Raw genomic sequence first — 16,188 nt, forward strand, 5'->3', positions numbered from 1 at the left:
GAAAAAAGGCTCACTAATATGGTGAGTCTTTTTTTATGCTTAATTTCTGTAGTAGTATAAAAATTATCCTATTTTTATCTGCGCTAACAACTTCCCCTTATAGAATTACTATTTTATGAAAAACCATTTTTTGGTTCTATTTTGTTTTCTATATCTGACTAGTTTCTCACAAAACGAGGAGAAGAAACCTTTTTCATTGGATTTTAGTCCTTTTTATGGCACTATTCTAGAACACAATCCAGATATTTCACATTTAATAACACATCATCCAACAGGTTTTGTTCTTAGTTATAATAGAAAAACCTATGGTTTTAATGAATGGGAGCGTCGTTACAACTACCCAGATTGGGGTTTTTCATTGACTTACCAAGATATGAAGAATGAACACTTGGGTGAAAACATTGGTCTATATGGTCATTTTAATTTTTATTTCCTCAATCGGAATTTGGTATTCAGAATTGGTCAAGGGATTGCCTATGCCAACAAACCTTACGACAAAACGAACAACTTCATAAACAATGCCTATGGATCGCATTTGTTAAGTACAACTTACCTAAAATTCGATTACATAAAAGAAAACCTCTTCAAAGGCTTGGGCCTAAATGCTGGGTTTACAATTATCCATTACTCTAATGCTAATGTTAAAGCACCAAATAACAGTACCAACACCTTTGCATTTTCCGCAGGACTGAATTATTTGTTCGATGCGGAGGAATTCCCGGATTATATTCCAGAAGGAGAACGCACCAAATATTCTGAGCAGTTTAAATACAACTTTGTGTTTAGAAGTGGTATCAACGAGAGTGACGTTAATGGTAGTGGCAGATTTCCTTTTTACGTGTTTACGGCATTTGTGGATAAACGTATCAATCATAAGAGTACATTTTTATTGGGTACGGAACTTTTCGTCTCTAATTTTTTAAAGGAATATATAAAGCACCAATCCATTGCTTTTCCTGAAAACGGAATTGAGGCTGATACGGATTTTAAACGCGTAGGTATTTTTGCAGGTCATGAGTTGCGCTTTAACAAGGTAGCTTTTATAACGCACTTGGGTTATTATGTGTATTGGCCTGTAGAATTTGAAAATCGATTGTATAATCGCTTGGGCTTAAAACGCTATTTTTCTGATACCCTTTTTGGTGTTATAAACGTGCATTCGCATGGTGCGAAAGCTGAAGCTGTTGAATTTGGAATTGGAATACGATTATGAAAAAGCTAATACTATTTACGTTCGGACTATTATTGATCGCTTGCGATACGGAAAATACATTGGATTGTTTTCAAACCTCTGGGAATATAATTCAAAAGGAATACGATCTTGATGGATTTGATAAGATCACAGTAATGCAACGCAGCCAACTTTTTATTTCCGAAGGAGACTTTGCTGTAGTTCTAGAAACTGGTGAAAATTTACTAAATGACATAGATATACGCGTATTTGAAGGACGATTGGTCATAGAAAACGAAAACGCTTGTAATATCACTCGAGATTACGGTGTCACCAAGGTATTTGTCACTGCACCTAACATAACCGAAATTAGAAACAGCTCAGGTTTAACCGTTATTAGCGAAAATACGTTGACCTACCCTAACCTTACCTTGCTTTCTGAAGATTTGGAAGAGGAAGATGCTTTCCACATCGATGGTGATTTTCAACTGGACCTTAATGTTGCCAACCTCACCATTACCCAAAACGGATTGAGCAATTTTTTCTTAACAGGTAACGTCACCAATTTAAACTTAAACTTTTTAATGGGTGATGCACGTTTTGAAGGTAGAAATTTAACGGTTGAAAATGCCGATGTTTACCATCGTGGCACTAACGATATTATTATCAATCCACAACAACAACTCACAGGAAGCATATTAAGTACTGGTGATGTCATCGTCGTAAATACACCTCCAATTCTAGATGTTGATGAGCTCTATACTGGCCAATTAATCATTGAAGATTAGCACTACTCCACATCATTCAAATCCCAATTGTATTCGATATAGCTTAATTCTACATTAGGATTAATCTTGGTGTCGGCATATTGATTAATGTAATCGATAATAGATTCCGATTGCAATAAAAAATCCTTTTTATACCATTTAAAAATTTCGGACACTTTGGCACTGTTTTCTGAAATATTGTTTTTATCAGAATTTATAAATTCCTTGGCAGCTCTATCCATCAGTTCATTCACATTTTCCGCCGTGTAGGCTTCTCGTAATAACTTCGGACAAGAAATTGAAGCGCAATTAATAGCAAAATGAATGCGTGGTTCGTTCATTTTCTGTAAAAATCCTTTTTCAATATCCGCAAGTGAAAATTCTTTCTCACCTATAAAGATGAAGTTTTTAAGAAATGGAGAAATCGTAGCATCGACTTTTTTAATGCTCTCTACAGGATAATTATCTACTATAAGTTTTATGGTATTGGCATTATAAACATTGATGAAATAAGCCAATTGTTCTTCATAGCTCCAGCTTTTATCTGGCATTTGTTCACTGAGATATTGCACATAGTCATTAAGTATTTTTTGGTCAGCCTTAAAACCTTCATAGGCCACAAGGCCATCTTCTCTTACATTTTGTTTTAAAAGCTTGTCCCAAACACTATGGTCTAGTGAATTTTTTATAGTATCAGAATAAGCTTGGTCAGAATTCTTTTTATAGGGAACGCCTTTTGTAGATATACAAGAGCTGAGTGTAAATAAAATAATTAAACCGGAATAAATTAGTGTCTTTTTCATACCTAAATATAGAAAAATAGATGATTAAGACTGTTATAGATTTTATAAATGAAAAAATAACTTTATTAGAGCACAAAAAAGACCCATCGCAAGATGAGTCTTTTTAATTCCATTTCTTTAATAACTAACTAACAAAATTAAGAGATAATGGATAGCTAGGTAATTCTCCATTACTAGCTTTTATAGCGTTTACAATTGGCATTACAAACGCCAATATTGCAATTAATATTAATGTTATAATCCCTAAACCGAATACAAGGATTAACGGAATACTAATGATGCTATATATTAAAATACTCAACTGAAAGTTTAATATAGACTTACCATGCGCATCCATTTCTTCCACTCTGTCTTTTTGGGTGGCCCAGATAATAAGCGGAACTACTAATCCACCAAAACCTGTGATATACGTCAATAACTGGGTTAAATGCGTAATTACTATAAGTTGATTATCGTTACGCTTTAATGTGTGATAATTTGATTCCATGATTTTATTTTGATTAACACCTATAGGACGTAAATTGGGTGGAAATGTTACAGAATTTGATCTAAACATTTTATACCGAGACGGAAAATATTTATATGGTAAGGATAGAATTAGTAGGCAAAAAACGATTTAAGGATGTCTTTTAAAAAATTGATATTAAGATTATATTAAACTTGATATCAATGTAAATTTAAAGCAACTACTTGTAATCCTCAACAACTTTTTTTATAGAATTGTGATACTTCTGTTTTGTTTCTAAGCTGTAGGCTTGAGCCAGATTCTGATCAGCAAAAATTCTAAATGGTGTAGCTGGATCGTAAAACTTTTTGTAAAGTGTAATTAGAAGTTTTACCCCTGTCGTACCTATAATAAAGGATTCTGAAATTCTTAATTTTTTTAGCTCAGAATTTCTAACAATAAATTTAGCCACTGACGTTGTAAACGTGCCGCAAGTTTCTGTTAAATCTATTACAAAAGGCATTGCTTTACCCTTGCATAAGGTCGTGATAGCCTTAATGTATAATTTTGCCTTGGTAGATTCTAATTTAGCATTAGGATCAGTATTACTAAATTCGCAGTACAGAATCTCCGTGTCGTCTGTCCAAAAAATGGCGTTGTTAAACCCTATTATATTACTCATATATCATTATTTATTTACTTGGGTAAAAAACCATATTATCCTTAATGCAAAACTTAATTGCAAATTCTCGATTGCTACAAATTTTATTATAGAAAAAGGGTTTTTTTATGAGACTAAAAAATAAAAGAATCACTTTTACTCCCATTGAACGCACCAAAAATATTTGAGATAGTATTAGGCGACGTACTTCACCATTAAATGCTAAATTTTTAAATAATTTAATTGCGTTGAAACAACTAACGCCTTTAAGGTCTATTAAAAAGGGCATGTATTTTCCTGGGGAAAGGATAGATATAGTATTATAGAAGATATCCTGAACATCTGTTTTGTTGTAACTCTCAAAAAAATTTGATTTGATTTTACAAAATATGATATCCTCTTCCACCCAAAATTTAATCCCATCTAATTGAATTTCATCTTTCATCTTCGCTAGGTTTGAAAAATAAATGCCAATTAATATACCAAACCATACAAAAGCAAAAAAAAAATAATTAAAATACTGATTATCAGTATAATAAAAAATAAATAGGTTTCCATGACATCAAAAGATCTAACGGTATATCATGAATTTTATTACGGATTTGTAGATAAAAACGGAATACCGTTATTATTTTGTAGGCTTTTTTATGCCTAGTTTTTGCATACGATCTCGTAAGGTACTAGGTTTTATATCTAAGACTTCGGAAGCTCCGTTTGTACCACTTATTTTCCAGTTACACTGTTCTAAAACCTGAAGAATATGATTTCGCTGCGCTGTATCTAACGAAAGGTCCTTCTCGTTAATAATTTTTGCCTTTTGACTAGATGATTCAAAACCAGGGATTTGTAAAGTTTCTGTACTTGACAATATAAACGCTCGTTCTATTAAATTTTCTAATTCTCTTATATTACCTGGCCAATCGTAGTCTTTGAGTTTATACATGGCTTCATCTGCGATAAATTTTATCGTCTTTCCATATCTACGATTAAATTTATCAACAAAGTGCTCTACTAAAATAGGTATATCGTTCTTACGTTCTCTTAATGAAGGGACAATAATCGGAAACACGTTTAACCTAAAGTACAGATCTTCTCTAAATTTTTTACTCTCAATCTCTTGTTTAAGATCCCTATTAGTTGCAGCTATAACTCTTACATCTAATTTTTTGATGTTTACCCCTCCTACAACTTCAATTTCTCCTTCTTGCAAAAATCTCAATAATTTAGGTTGCATATCTAAGGGTAGCTCACCAATTTCGTCTAAAAACAAAGTGCCATTATCTGCTAATTCAAATTTTCCTATTTTATCATTATGAGCGCCGGTAAAAGAACCTTTTTTATGACCAAATAATTCGCTTTCTATTAATTCTCTGGGTATCGCTGAGCAATTAACCTTAATTAATGGTTTGTTATTTCGACCACTTATATTATGTATCGCTCGAGCTAGCAACTCTTTGCCAGTACCAGACTCCCCTTGTAACAAGACTGTAGCATCGGTTGGTGCTACTTTTTCTATTTCGGAGAGCACATTACTAAACTCGGCACTGCCATATACCATTTCTTCAAAGTTGAAAACAAGGTCTAGCTCATTTCTAAGATAGACGTTTTCTCGTTCTAGTTGATTACGCAGTGCATTTAATTCTATATTAGCTTTAGATAATTGCTCATTGGTGGAAACCAACATTTGTTCTGCTAACTTACGCTCTGTACTCTCTACCATAAGAGAAACAATATTTGAGATTGAGGTAGCAAACTCTTGCTCCTCTTCTGTCCATTCTCTAAGCTCATCACCAACATGCTCAAAACATATAATGCCATAATGCCCATTAACGCTGTTTATAAAAACATCCATTAGAGATCTAATATTATTTGGGGCTAAATAATCTTTGGTAAATTTTTTTGTGACACTATCATTTTGGGCATCCTGAATTTTAATGGTGTGCTTTTTATTTAACTCATCAAAATAATTAGGATTATCATCGTAGGTTATTACGTAATTACTCTCGTATGTATCATTTTTTAAGACATACAATTTTTCGCAAAAAATTTCAGTTTTATCATTGTTAAAACACCATATGCTAACACGCGCAACATTTAAAGTTTCTGCAGATAATTTTGTTATTCTATTAAATGAAATGTTATAATCCTCTCCAACAAGATTAGCCAGTTCTAAGATTACTTCTTTCTTTTTATTAGATCTAATTGCGATTGACTCGAGCAATTTTTTAGCTTTTTCTTCCTCCGAAGCATCTTTAACAGTCCCAAATAAAGCAATAATTTCCCCATCATTATTCTTAATATTCCCAGCTAAGAACGAGGCTATAAATTTTTCGCCATTTTTTCTAATAAATTCAAATTGAAAGGACTGTGCTTCGCCTTTCGCAACTTTTTTGCGAGTTTCTGACATTTCTTCAAAATCCTCAGTTTTAGCAAATGGATAAGGTAATTTAAGTCCAATTAATTCTTCTTCATTATAGCCTAACATATTACATAATGATGCGTTTACCATTATTATTTCTGCTTCAACACTTACAATTAACAATCCTTCTTGCATGGACATTATAAGCTTGTCCGAAAACTCTTTTGCCAGTTTTAGATCTATCTCCGCCTTTTTACGCTCTGATATATCCTGTACGGTTGCAAAATTTGCGAACTTTTCACCGTTATCGTCATACAAGCTAGATACCAAGATCTGTACCGGGAAACGTCTACCATCTTTGTGCATATAGGTAGACTCAAAATCATTTTTTGCTTTGTCTTGTAAAAACAATTGATAACGCTCATCATTTTCTTTTTTAAATTCAGGTGGCAAAAATGGGTAAGGTCGTTTAAGACCTAATAGCTCCTCTTCTGAAAAACCTATCATTTCACAAAATGATGGATTTACACTAATAATTTTAGAGTTTAAATCTATTACAACCAAACCTTCGCGCATCGAACTTAACAAACCAGAAGAAAACTCTTTTACTCTTTGTATTTCTTTTAGGTTCTTTTTCCATTCTGTAACGTCCCTAGCGATGCCCAATACCTTCCCATCATTCTGTAATTTTGCCGAAATCTCAACATCTACGAGTGAATTATCTTTACATCTAAATTTTCTATCAAACAGAATGGCATCACCATCTAATAATTTTTGGTAATTGTCTTTATCCTGAATTATCTCTCCTTCGTTTATATCCTGAAGTTTTAGCTTAGAAAATTCCTCTCGGGTATAGCCAAAACTTACATGTGCGGCTCTATTAAATTCGTAAATTGTGCCATCTACAGAAAATGTAACGATGGCATCACTAGCCTGATCTATTAATGATTTATAAGAGGCATCTTTCTTTTTGACTTCTTCTGCAATTTTATATTTTTCTATTGCAATTTTGGTTAGACTTACGGTAAGTTTTAGTTCTTTTATTTCATCAAAAGAAGGCGAATTTACGGACTCGCTATATATGGCAAAAGTACCCAGAACATTATTATTTTCTGATAAAATTGGTAAAGACCAGCAAGACTTTAAGTTGTATTTAAGTGCTGCATCTTTATAGTCTAACCATAGTTTACTCTTACTTATATCTGTAACAATTATCGGTTTTTTTAGATAGGCAGCTGTGCCACAAGACCCTGCATTTTCCCCTATTAAGCCTCGTTTAACAATTGCGTTATAGGCATTTGGCATTGACGGAGCCGATATGAGATTAAGATGCTTACCGTCATTATCTAATAAACTTATTGCCCCATAGTCATCTGGGTGAAGTGATTCGTAATTTACAATTATACGCTCAAAAATTTTATCTAGAGGTGTATTTACAGCAATTAAGTCTAAAATTTCGTTTTTATCTATTAGCTGTTGCTCTGCTTTTTTGCGTTCTAATATTTCATTTTCAAGATCTAAATTTTTTTGCTCAAGCTTACTTATAAGACGCTTACTATAGAGGCGCAGAACTTCTTGTTCTGTAAAATCCTCTTCCTTTACAGAATTTTTTTTTGAAGGTTTTTTAGCCAAGAGCTCTTCAATAAGGGATGGAATTTTTTCTTGATCTTGAGGTTTTCTTAGAAAATAGTCTGCACCGAGTTTTATAGCAAAATCTTCATCTAACTTTTCAGTATAGGTAGATGTATAAAATAAAAATGGAATATCTTTAAACCGCTCTTCTTTCTTACAAGCCTGACAAAACATATAGCCATCCATTACTGGCATTAAGATATCTGAGATTATAGCATGCACTGAATGCTCATTTAATTGAGAAAGTCCTTCCTTACCGTCTTTAGCTTCAATGACATTATAACCTGCCTCACTTAATATTACTCTTAGTAAATATAAATTCTCATAGGTATCATCTACTATTAAAACGGTTTGCATTTGAGCCTTATGTCTTTATTTAGAATTAATGATTGATTTCATTTGATTTACAAAAGTTTCTGGATTTATAGGTTTCTCGATATAACCATCGGCTCCAGACTCAATTGCCTTCTCTTTGTCACCGCCCATGGCATACGAAGTTACTGCTATTATTGATGTGTCTTTTGGCAGTCCATTATAGCGTAATTTTAAACAAATCTCATAACCATCCATATCTGGAAGCTGTATGTCTAACAAAATAATTTCTGGATGATGATCGTGCGCTAGTTGTAATCCGTCTTGTCCGTTAAAAGCCTGCAGAATATTATAACCACTATTTTTGAGAAGGTAATTAAGCATATACATATTTTGCTCATTATCTTCTATAATAAGAATTGTAGGCTTCATAGCATATTTTAAAAACAATTAAATTTTTCTTTCCATTAAATATATTACTTTTTAATTAATTATTAATTAATTATTATCCAGATGTTCTAGTGGTAGTTTAAAAATAAAATTGCTACCCTTACCTTTTTCACTTTCAACTTGGATTGTACCGCCTAGTTTTTCGATTAGACTTTTACTAATCGCTAAACCTAAACCTGTACCGTCATGATTTCTATTAAGTCCGGCTTCGAGCTGTATAAAAGGCATAAATAATTTTACAATATCATCCTTACTTATACCAATGCCTTGATCTATAACTTCAGTAATAAGATAATCGTCCTCTACCGAAACTTTTACAGTTATAATACCATCTGTAGAGAATTTAATTGCATTAGAAAGCAAATTTAAGAGAACTTGCTCAACGCGTCTAATATCACTATTAAGAGTAATGTCTAATTCAGACAATTCTGTATGTATTTTAAGACCTTTTGCTTTGGCTTGCGGTTTTAAAAAGTCAATCGTTTTCTCTAGGGTTTCTAAGTAATTAAATGGAAAAAATGACACCTTTAATTTTCCTGCCTCTATTTTAGAAATGTCTAAAATATCGTTAATTAAGCCTAGTAAATGAGCACCACTATTTTTTACCATGTTAAGTTGCTTTTTTTGCTCCTCGTTTAATGGTCCTGCTAGTTCTTTAAGTAAAATCCCTGTAAACCCTATAATAGAATTCATAGGTGTTCTTAACTCATGAGACATGGTAGCTAAAAAAGCAGATTTCATGAGATCAGCAGACTGGGCTTTTACCTTTTCTTTTTTTAACTCCTCGGATTGCGCATTAATGTCTTCTAAAAGATTTAATAGTGCCTCCTTACTGTCGTTAAGCTCTTTGGTTCTTAATTCTACCTTTTGCTCAAGATTATCTCTATACTTAAGCATTTCATTTTCATTATTAACCCGCTCTGTGATATCAACAGCAATACCAATGTAACCTAGAGAATTATTATCGTTATCTATTAATTTTATGGCCTTTGCATCTAAATATGTAATCTTTCCTTTAGAATCCTGAAATCTAAATTCTGTTTTAAACTCCTCATCTGAGGCAATAGCTTTTTGCCACTCTAACAGTACACGCGCTCTATCTTCTATGTGTATAGCATTTGCCCATCCAAATCCCATGGCTTCGTCAAAGCTTATACCTGCATATTTAATCCATTCCTCATTAACATAATTGCATTCACCGGCATCATTAGTTGTAAAAATAGCAACCGGTGCATTAGAAGTTAGACTACGATACAGTAGCTCACTGTTTTTTAACACCTGTTCTATTTCTTTTCTCTCAGTTATATCTTGAGTCGTGCAAATAACTTTTATGGGGCGATTACTTTCATCGTTTACTACCTCACATTGCTCTTCTAAATACTTAATTCTTCCATCACCTAAATTTAAACGATAAACGATTTGGTACGGTTTATTTTTTTCTTTTAAATCCTTATAGGCTTGTTTTACTAAATCTAAGTCTTCTGGATGGACATCGCTTAAATGAGCGTCTATAAACGGCTTAAAACTTTTAGGGTTTTTCTCATAAATATTAAACATTTCATTAGACCAAGAAAATTTATTGGTCGCTAAGTTTATTTCCCAACTCCCAAGCTTAGAAATTTGTTGTGCTTTCGTTAAATTAGCTTTACTTTCTTCAATTTTAGCCTTGGTACTTTTATAAACTGTATTTAATTCAATTTCTTGTTGGTTTAGTTTTAGTGTTATTAACTTATTTATTCGTTCTGCTTGCCCTGCAAAATACCACATGCCTCTTGCAAATATAACAGCCAGAACAAGGCCAAAAATTGAATACCACAAAGCCGAATTAATTACGGTCCTTGCTGGGACGACATAGAGTTTCCATTCTCCATAAGACATTTCTATTGGTACAGCAAACTCCTGTAAATTGGTCATGTCATTTTCTAAAAAAAATGCTTCTTCACCAGTTTCAGTATTTACTCTAGATAATTGGTAGACATACTTATTATCGCCAAAGGTGTCTATGTTTAGATCTTGAAAAAAATTGGTCATGGTGGTAATAACCGCCGAAAAACCATTAAAATCTTCATTAGCATCATAAATTGGATGTCTGCTTATAATGCCCACGCCTCCTTGTTTTAAATTTACGGGTCCCGCAATAAAAAAATCTTTTCTTTCTATAGTTGCTAACGCACCACTTCTTGCCGTATTACTTGTAATAATATTAAAACCAATAACGTCATTTCCTTCTAATGGGTAAACGTGAGTTATAAATCCATCTCCATCCACAAGCTGCACTACATCAAAATACTCTTGCTTTTTTAAAAAATCTCTGGCAATATTATTAAAGTCTTCAGGTATTCCATTTTTTTCTACTAAATAGGCTAGGGTTTTTGTTGCCGAATAACTATTTATAACTAATGCCTGTAACTTTTCGTTTATTAATTTAACGCGCGTATTTATTTCCTTTTGTTGCTCGCTTTTATTTATATAATATTTTTGATAGGCTATGTACTGTGCAATAGAAAGTAATATTATGAAGGTAGTTACACCAGCTACTATTGGTTTTTTAAAAAAGAGATAAAGCGCATTACTTTTCATAAACTGGTCATTAGAAATAAAGTTACTTGTCTTTATTTTCGAGTAGTCTTTTAATTTTAGTTTTTAGATCTTTCATTTTTAATTCTCTACCCACAAATAATTTGTTCATTCGTAATAATTCTTCATTTTTAGAAATTACCTCTTGTGTACGTGCCTCAACTAATTCTTCTAATTGGGTCTTATAATTTTCAAGCTCTTCCTCTGCTAGTCTGCGTTGAGTTACATCTCTTATAATACCAATTAAAATTTTATTACCATTCTCATCGATAAATCGTGTTTTTTTAGTGGATATGATTTTCTTTTCTTTTCCATCTATACTCAAAGTCTCTTCGTTTATATTTTCCACTCCTGTGTTTAAAACCTCTTTATCAACTTTTAGAAAAATTTCTTGCTCTTCCTTAGATACATGTTCTGCTAATGTTTTTCCTATAATTTCAACCCTAGATAGGTTAAAGATGGTGCAAAACGCGTCATTGACTAGCAATAATCTGCTATTTTCATCCTTAACAAATAGTGGATCTCCAATGTTATTAATAATACTATTTAAATATTGCTCGCTTTTAATAATTCGCGCTTCGGCTAGTTTTTGTTCGGTAATGTCTCTGATTACACCAACAAGAAATATATTGTCCTCATTATCGGTAAACCTGGTTTTTTTTGTCGATATATATCGCTTTTCTCCATTCTCACGTTTAAATTCAATAATATCTGTATGCTCAGTCCCTTTGGAGATAACATGTTTATCAGCCTTTAAATAGCGTTCTCTTTCTTCTAAAGACACATCACGTCCAAATTTTTTTCCAATAATTTCTTCTTTTGTGCGACTAAAAAACTTATAAAATGCTGTATTCGCCAATAAAAACCTACTCTGATCATCTTTTACAAAAACAGGATCAGCTATAGTATTAATAATATTTTCTAAATACACTTTATTATCTTCTGATATTTTCTCCGCTTTTTTCTTATCTGTTATATCTGTGTAATACACAGTTAGACCATCTTTAGTTGGGTATATTCTGCTTTCAAACCATTTATCTAATGGCTCATAGTAATCTTCTAAATAAATTGCTTTTTGTGTTTTAAAAGCTTTATAATAGGCTTTGTAAAATGGTTTACCTACTCCATCCGGAAATTCGGTCCAGATATGTTTTCCTATTAATTCTTCTGGTGTTTTATCTAAAAATTGAGCTGCTTGCTTATTTAAAAAAGTATATCTCCAATCCGTATCAAGCGATATAAAGCCATCAGAAACATTGTTTAAAGTGGTTTCAATCTGGGACGTTAATTTTTGTTCAATTTCCTTTTTTTCACTTTTTAAATCCTGGTATTGCTTCTTATATAAAAATATAGATAGAATATCACGATCTTTATTAGCAATGAAAGTAGATTCACTGGTGTCCGCATCTAAATATTTTAAATACACATATAAAAGACCTGCAAAAATAAATGCTGAAATTGACTTACCTATTATCTGTCCGCTCAATAGGGTGATAAATTCTGAATTGTCATACTTTAATAGAACATTAAATAAGAAGGCATCAAATACCAAAACGGTGAGCAACGAAATAAACAAGGTTAAAAAGAAGTATTCTTTTCTAATTTTTAAAACCAAAAACTGATAGATAATAACCAAAAGAAAAAAGTCTATAATTAATAATGAAGTCCCAGTAATAAAGTATTTATAATCTATAGCATATAATGAGGTGGAAAGTGCATCTGAATTTAGTACTGAAGCCTCTTGCAGGTGTGACACATTAAATAATAAGGACAACAGTAAATTAGCTATTACAACACCAAAAATTAGTGCTCGTGCACTGGCGACTCCTTCTTTAATGTAAATTAATAATAAGGCAAATAACGCGGCACTAAAAATAAGAATAGATCCAGGATAGATAATGATACCATCTAATACCGTAAAACTAATCATTGTCCCAGACGAAACTTGTAAGTACTGTAGTGATCCCAAAAATAGATAAAGGGGAGCCAGGCCTAATACATTTCTGTATCTAAATAACAACAGAATACTAGATGATAAAAGTAAAAATTGCAGTAGTATGGTTAAGTATATATTCATTGCATGTAATAATCAATTATAAATATGGATAAGGTCCTTAAATTCTAAATTGCCTTAAACTAATATAATAAAATCCTCGATTAAGGTTAAGCTTCTAAATTATTAAATATCTTATAATCGACTAAGTTTTTGGTAAGAATTCTTTTACTTCCCGATGCAATATTTAACTACCCTTATGTTTATTGATGTTAGTGCATTAGGGCAACAAATAGGGTACAAAAAACATATAAAAAGAGTAAATAAAGAGTAAACATCAATAAATTAAGCTACTAATATAGCATAAAAAAAACCGCTCGGTTAGAGCGGTTTCCAAATAAAAACACCAAGAATTAATTAGCTGTACCAGAGCCTAAATAAATACTGTTTGATACTTGACTACCATCAGCAGTAATAAACGCCATAAATAGCTCTACTGTATCTCCTGCATAAGTTGTTGGGATTGGAACAATTTGAGAACCTACTGTTCGGTCTGCTCCATCAAGTAAAGAAATAGATTCCTTTTTTGAGGGATTGTAAATCAATAACATTGCCTTGTCAGTAGCATTTGCATTACCTTCAGCAGAGTTATCATCCCATCCAAAAGTTACTTCTCCAGCAGTTGCCAAATCAGTCGTTGGGTTTAACGCACCAGATAAACCTCCTCGACTTACTAAAGCGTTTGGATAGTCAACAACAAAGTTAGGTTCTGTACCTGTAATCGCATTATTCAATACATACGACATCGCAGCATTAAATTCTGTTTTCTTAACAGCTAACCCTTTATATCCTAACTTAATAAAAGGCTTTACAGCCTGTAAAAATTCTAAAGTGGCAGTAAACTTGGTTCTTTGGTTTACTTGACCAACAGTTCTTGGATTTGCTACACTTGAAGGTTTAATTCTAATGTAATCAATTCCTTTCCAGCTTCCACCGATAACGTTTCCAACCTTACCTGAAAGCCCTCCTAAAATACCTTGAGCAATTTTACCCATAACATAAATAATTTAAATGAAACTTACTTTTCTTCGGACTTGGTACGGACTTAACACGAAGTTGTACCTTCCGATGAAATATAAGTCAACTATTATGCAATTATTTGGATAAGGGTTTTGTTGCTTTAGATTGCTTCCTTTTGCATCAGAAATAAAAAAATAAACATTTTTTTTACAAAGAAAAAGAGAAAAAAGAAAGCAGTACAATTGATGACGTGGACATACTGTCAAGTTTTTTGGGAAAAATATTGCTTAATTAAAGGGTTTTGAAAATAAGCACCTGCGATAGGTGCAATATTTTTTTCAAAACCCGTAGGGCTTGAACTTTATAGTATGATAGCGGTGGATGAAGGAAGGCATCTATCTTTGCATCCTTTTTGCTTCTTCCTTACTTAAATATGGATGTTTAAGACGCTCATACATTTGTTGTCTGAATGGTAAAGTTTCTTCCGTTGGATAGGTATTTAAATAGTTGTACATAGCTATAGCAATGTTTTTTGCAAAACGATTGTACTTTTTAATTGGAACAAAATAAATACCTGTTAAATGCTCAAAATTGTAAATAAAACCTTGAAGCGATAAGTTACCTTTTGAGTACTTATATGCTAATAGTATTTTATTCGAGGACAAATCTTCTTGTTCAAGATATTTGAAATTATCTACTATTAAGTCAAAATCAAAATTTTTTCTGAACTTCCAATGCCTACCGTTTTTTCTCTTATGAATCAATTTATCTTCTGCTTCATCAGATGTGACAAACGTATTAACTATAAACTTATGTTTTTTTAATTTACCCAGATTGGTTTTTGAAGATAGGATTAGATTAACAATACTATGCTTATAAAATGTATCAAAACGATTTAAGAAAAGAAAAAATCGGAATGCAGACATCGTAAAAATGAAGTTTCTTCTTTTTGCACCAGATTCATTAATATTATCATCCGTAAAATGAATATTGAACTCTTTTCTTTTATTATCAAAACCAATTGAAAGATGTTCTCCTTCATTCAAAGTGGGTGCATTAACGATAAAACCATTTTCATCAGAATAATTAAAACGTAAAAAAAGCTTTTTTAAATCTTCAATCATTTTACAAAGTTACTATTTATCCTTTCGAGCAGGTAATCTAAAAGGCGCGAGCCGACTGCGAGATGAGCAAAAGTGGTGTGGTAATAGCACGTTGCAATTTTGCAAAAGTGCGTACCACAGCAACGGTTTACCGCAAGGGTGGCGCAGTTTTTTGATTCAAATTGTGTTTAAGATAGATTTTTATTAGTAGTACAAAATATTAACGTTTAGGCAAGTGCAAGGATTGAAGGAAGCAATGTAAGGCTTGGGAATAGTTTTCATTTAAGGTTTGCCTTACTTATTATGATATAAGGATGTTGAGGAAGTGAAGTATTTACAAGAAATTACTTCTTTTAATTTTACTAAAGGCAAACCGTAATGTAAAAACTATTATACGGTGGATGGAATTGCTGACTGAATGAGTTGCTCTTGTGTACTGCTTGCAAAATAGGATAAACCGCAGTATGCATAAAAGTTCAATTTATCACATATTACATACTTTTAATTGAAATCTCAAATATGTTCTTTAGAACTGCGGTTATCTTATTTGCATACTTGGAATGTTCAAAAAATGTGACACCCGTAAACCCACATATTTTATTAAACTCAAAATTATAGCAAACACAGGAATTTATTAAAATATAAAAGATAAGTGAAATTCAACTATATGTGGGTTTTGCTTGAAGCGACCCGCAGGCTCGCATAACATTAAGCAGCGGTTGTACCCTTATAAATATTCCGCCTGCAATAGCAGGCTCCATATTGGGTACCTGCTTTTCGCAGGTAAGGGTACAAGAGTAGCTGCGGGTGAGGAAGAAGAGAATGTGTGAAATAAAACAAACAAATAGTGCCAATGAGGACGTGTCGCCGCAATGGTACTATTTGTGGTATATGC

12 protein-coding genes are annotated in these 16,188 nt (G+C 32.4%); 2 read left to right on the plus strand and 10 right to left on the minus strand.

Annotated features, from left to right (window positions below):
- The first annotated feature begins 196 nt into the window (after positions 1–196).
- Both ACQ65V_RS13965 and ACQ65V_RS13970 read left to right on the plus strand, forming a co-directional pair.
- The gene (locus ACQ65V_RS13965) at positions 197–1,213 is read left to right on the plus strand and encodes an acyloxyacyl hydrolase (RefSeq protein ID WP_430468388.1); all 1,017 of its coding nucleotides are present in this window, start codon (positions 197–199) and stop codon (positions 1,211–1,213) included.
- On the plus strand, positions 1,210–1,959 hold the full coding sequence (locus ACQ65V_RS13970) for a head GIN domain-containing protein (protein ID WP_430468389.1): 750 nt from the start codon (positions 1,210–1,212) through the stop codon (positions 1,957–1,959). The genes ACQ65V_RS13965 and ACQ65V_RS13970 overlap by 4 nt, the downstream gene beginning before the upstream one ends.
- 2 nt (positions 1,960–1,961) lie before the next feature.
- Here ACQ65V_RS13970 and ACQ65V_RS13975 read toward each other — a convergent pair whose 3' ends face one another.
- From ACQ65V_RS13975 to ACQ65V_RS14020, 10 genes are all read right to left on the minus strand, one after another.
- Positions 1,962–2,741, minus strand: a complete 780-nt coding sequence (locus ACQ65V_RS13975) for a DUF547 domain-containing protein (protein ID WP_430468390.1) — start codon at positions 2,739–2,741, stop codon at positions 1,962–1,964.
- A gap of 124 nt (positions 2,742–2,865) precedes the next feature.
- A complete protein-coding gene (locus ACQ65V_RS13980; RefSeq protein ID WP_273291324.1) occupies positions 2,866–3,228 on the minus strand; it encodes a DUF4870 domain-containing protein in 363 nt (120 codons plus the stop codon).
- A 199-nt stretch (positions 3,229–3,427) separates the two neighbouring features.
- Positions 3,428–3,868 carry a hypothetical protein gene (locus ACQ65V_RS13985; protein WP_430468391.1) on the minus strand — a complete coding sequence of 147 codons (441 nt, stop codon included), beginning with the start codon at positions 3,866–3,868 and terminating at the stop codon, positions 3,428–3,430.
- 10 nt (positions 3,869–3,878) lie between these two features.
- Positions 3,879–4,292 (minus strand): hypothetical protein, encoded by a 414-nt coding sequence (locus ACQ65V_RS13990; protein WP_430468392.1) that lies wholly within the window; start codon positions 4,290–4,292, stop codon positions 3,879–3,881.
- 183 nt (positions 4,293–4,475) lie between these two features.
- Positions 4,476–8,195, minus strand: a complete 3,720-nt coding sequence (locus tag ACQ65V_RS13995) for a sigma 54-interacting transcriptional regulator (protein WP_430468393.1) — start codon at positions 8,193–8,195, stop codon at positions 4,476–4,478.
- A gap of 15 nt (positions 8,196–8,210) precedes the next feature.
- A complete protein-coding gene (locus ACQ65V_RS14000; RefSeq protein ID WP_430468394.1) occupies positions 8,211–8,582 on the minus strand; it encodes a response regulator in 372 nt (123 codons plus the stop codon).
- 66 nt (positions 8,583–8,648) lie between these two features.
- Entirely contained in the window at positions 8,649–11,180 is a 2,532-nt protein-coding gene (locus tag ACQ65V_RS14005) for a PAS domain-containing protein (protein WP_430468395.1), read from the minus strand.
- A gap of 22 nt (positions 11,181–11,202) precedes the next feature.
- Entirely contained in the window at positions 11,203–13,254 is a 2,052-nt protein-coding gene (locus tag ACQ65V_RS14010) for a PAS domain-containing protein (RefSeq protein ID WP_430468396.1), read from the minus strand.
- A 329-nt stretch (positions 13,255–13,583) separates the two neighbouring features.
- Complete coding sequence (locus ACQ65V_RS14015) at positions 13,584–14,225, minus strand: DUF6266 family protein (protein WP_155087789.1); 642 nt, start codon at positions 14,223–14,225, stop codon at positions 13,584–13,586.
- A gap of 360 nt (positions 14,226–14,585) precedes the next feature.
- Entirely contained in the window at positions 14,586–15,314 is a 729-nt protein-coding gene (locus tag ACQ65V_RS14020; RefSeq protein WP_430468397.1) for a hypothetical protein, read from the minus strand.
- Positions 15,315–16,188: the final 874 nt, after the last annotated feature.

The organism is Winogradskyella ouciana, from assembly GCF_965284585.1.
Taxonomy (GTDB): Bacteria; Bacteroidota; Bacteroidia; order Flavobacteriales; family Flavobacteriaceae; genus Winogradskyella; species Winogradskyella ouciana.

Coding starts and splice junctions, on each gene's coding strand:
- ACQ65V_RS14010 (WP_430468396.1), bottom strand. CDS start 13,254: ATGAATATATACTTAACCATACTACTGCAATTTTTACTTTTATCATCT.
- ACQ65V_RS14000 (WP_430468394.1), bottom strand. CDS start 8,582: ATGAAGCCTACAATTCTTATTATAGAAGATAATGAGCAAAATATGTAT.
- ACQ65V_RS13970 (WP_430468389.1), top strand. CDS start 1,210: ATGAAAAAGCTAATACTATTTACGTTCGGACTATTATTGATCGCTTGC.
- ACQ65V_RS13985 (WP_430468391.1), bottom strand. CDS start 3,868: ATGAGTAATATAATAGGGTTTAACAACGCCATTTTTTGGACAGACGAC.
- ACQ65V_RS13995 (WP_430468393.1), bottom strand. CDS start 8,195: ATGCAAACCGTTTTAATAGTAGATGATACCTATGAGAATTTATATTTA.
- ACQ65V_RS13975 (WP_430468390.1), bottom strand. CDS start 2,741: ATGAAAAAGACACTAATTTATTCCGGTTTAATTATTTTATTTACACTC.
- ACQ65V_RS14005 (WP_430468395.1), bottom strand. CDS start 11,180: ATGAAAAGTAATGCGCTTTATCTCTTTTTTAAAAAACCAATAGTAGCT.
- ACQ65V_RS13980 (WP_273291324.1), bottom strand. CDS start 3,228: ATGGAATCAAATTATCACACATTAAAGCGTAACGATAATCAACTTATA.
- ACQ65V_RS14015 (WP_155087789.1), bottom strand. CDS start 14,225: ATGGGTAAAATTGCTCAAGGTATTTTAGGAGGGCTTTCAGGTAAGGTT.
- ACQ65V_RS14020 (WP_430468397.1), bottom strand. CDS start 15,314: ATGATTGAAGATTTAAAAAAGCTTTTTTTACGTTTTAATTATTCTGAT.
- ACQ65V_RS13990 (WP_430468392.1), bottom strand. CDS start 4,292: ATGAAAGATGAAATTCAATTAGATGGGATTAAATTTTGGGTGGAAGAG.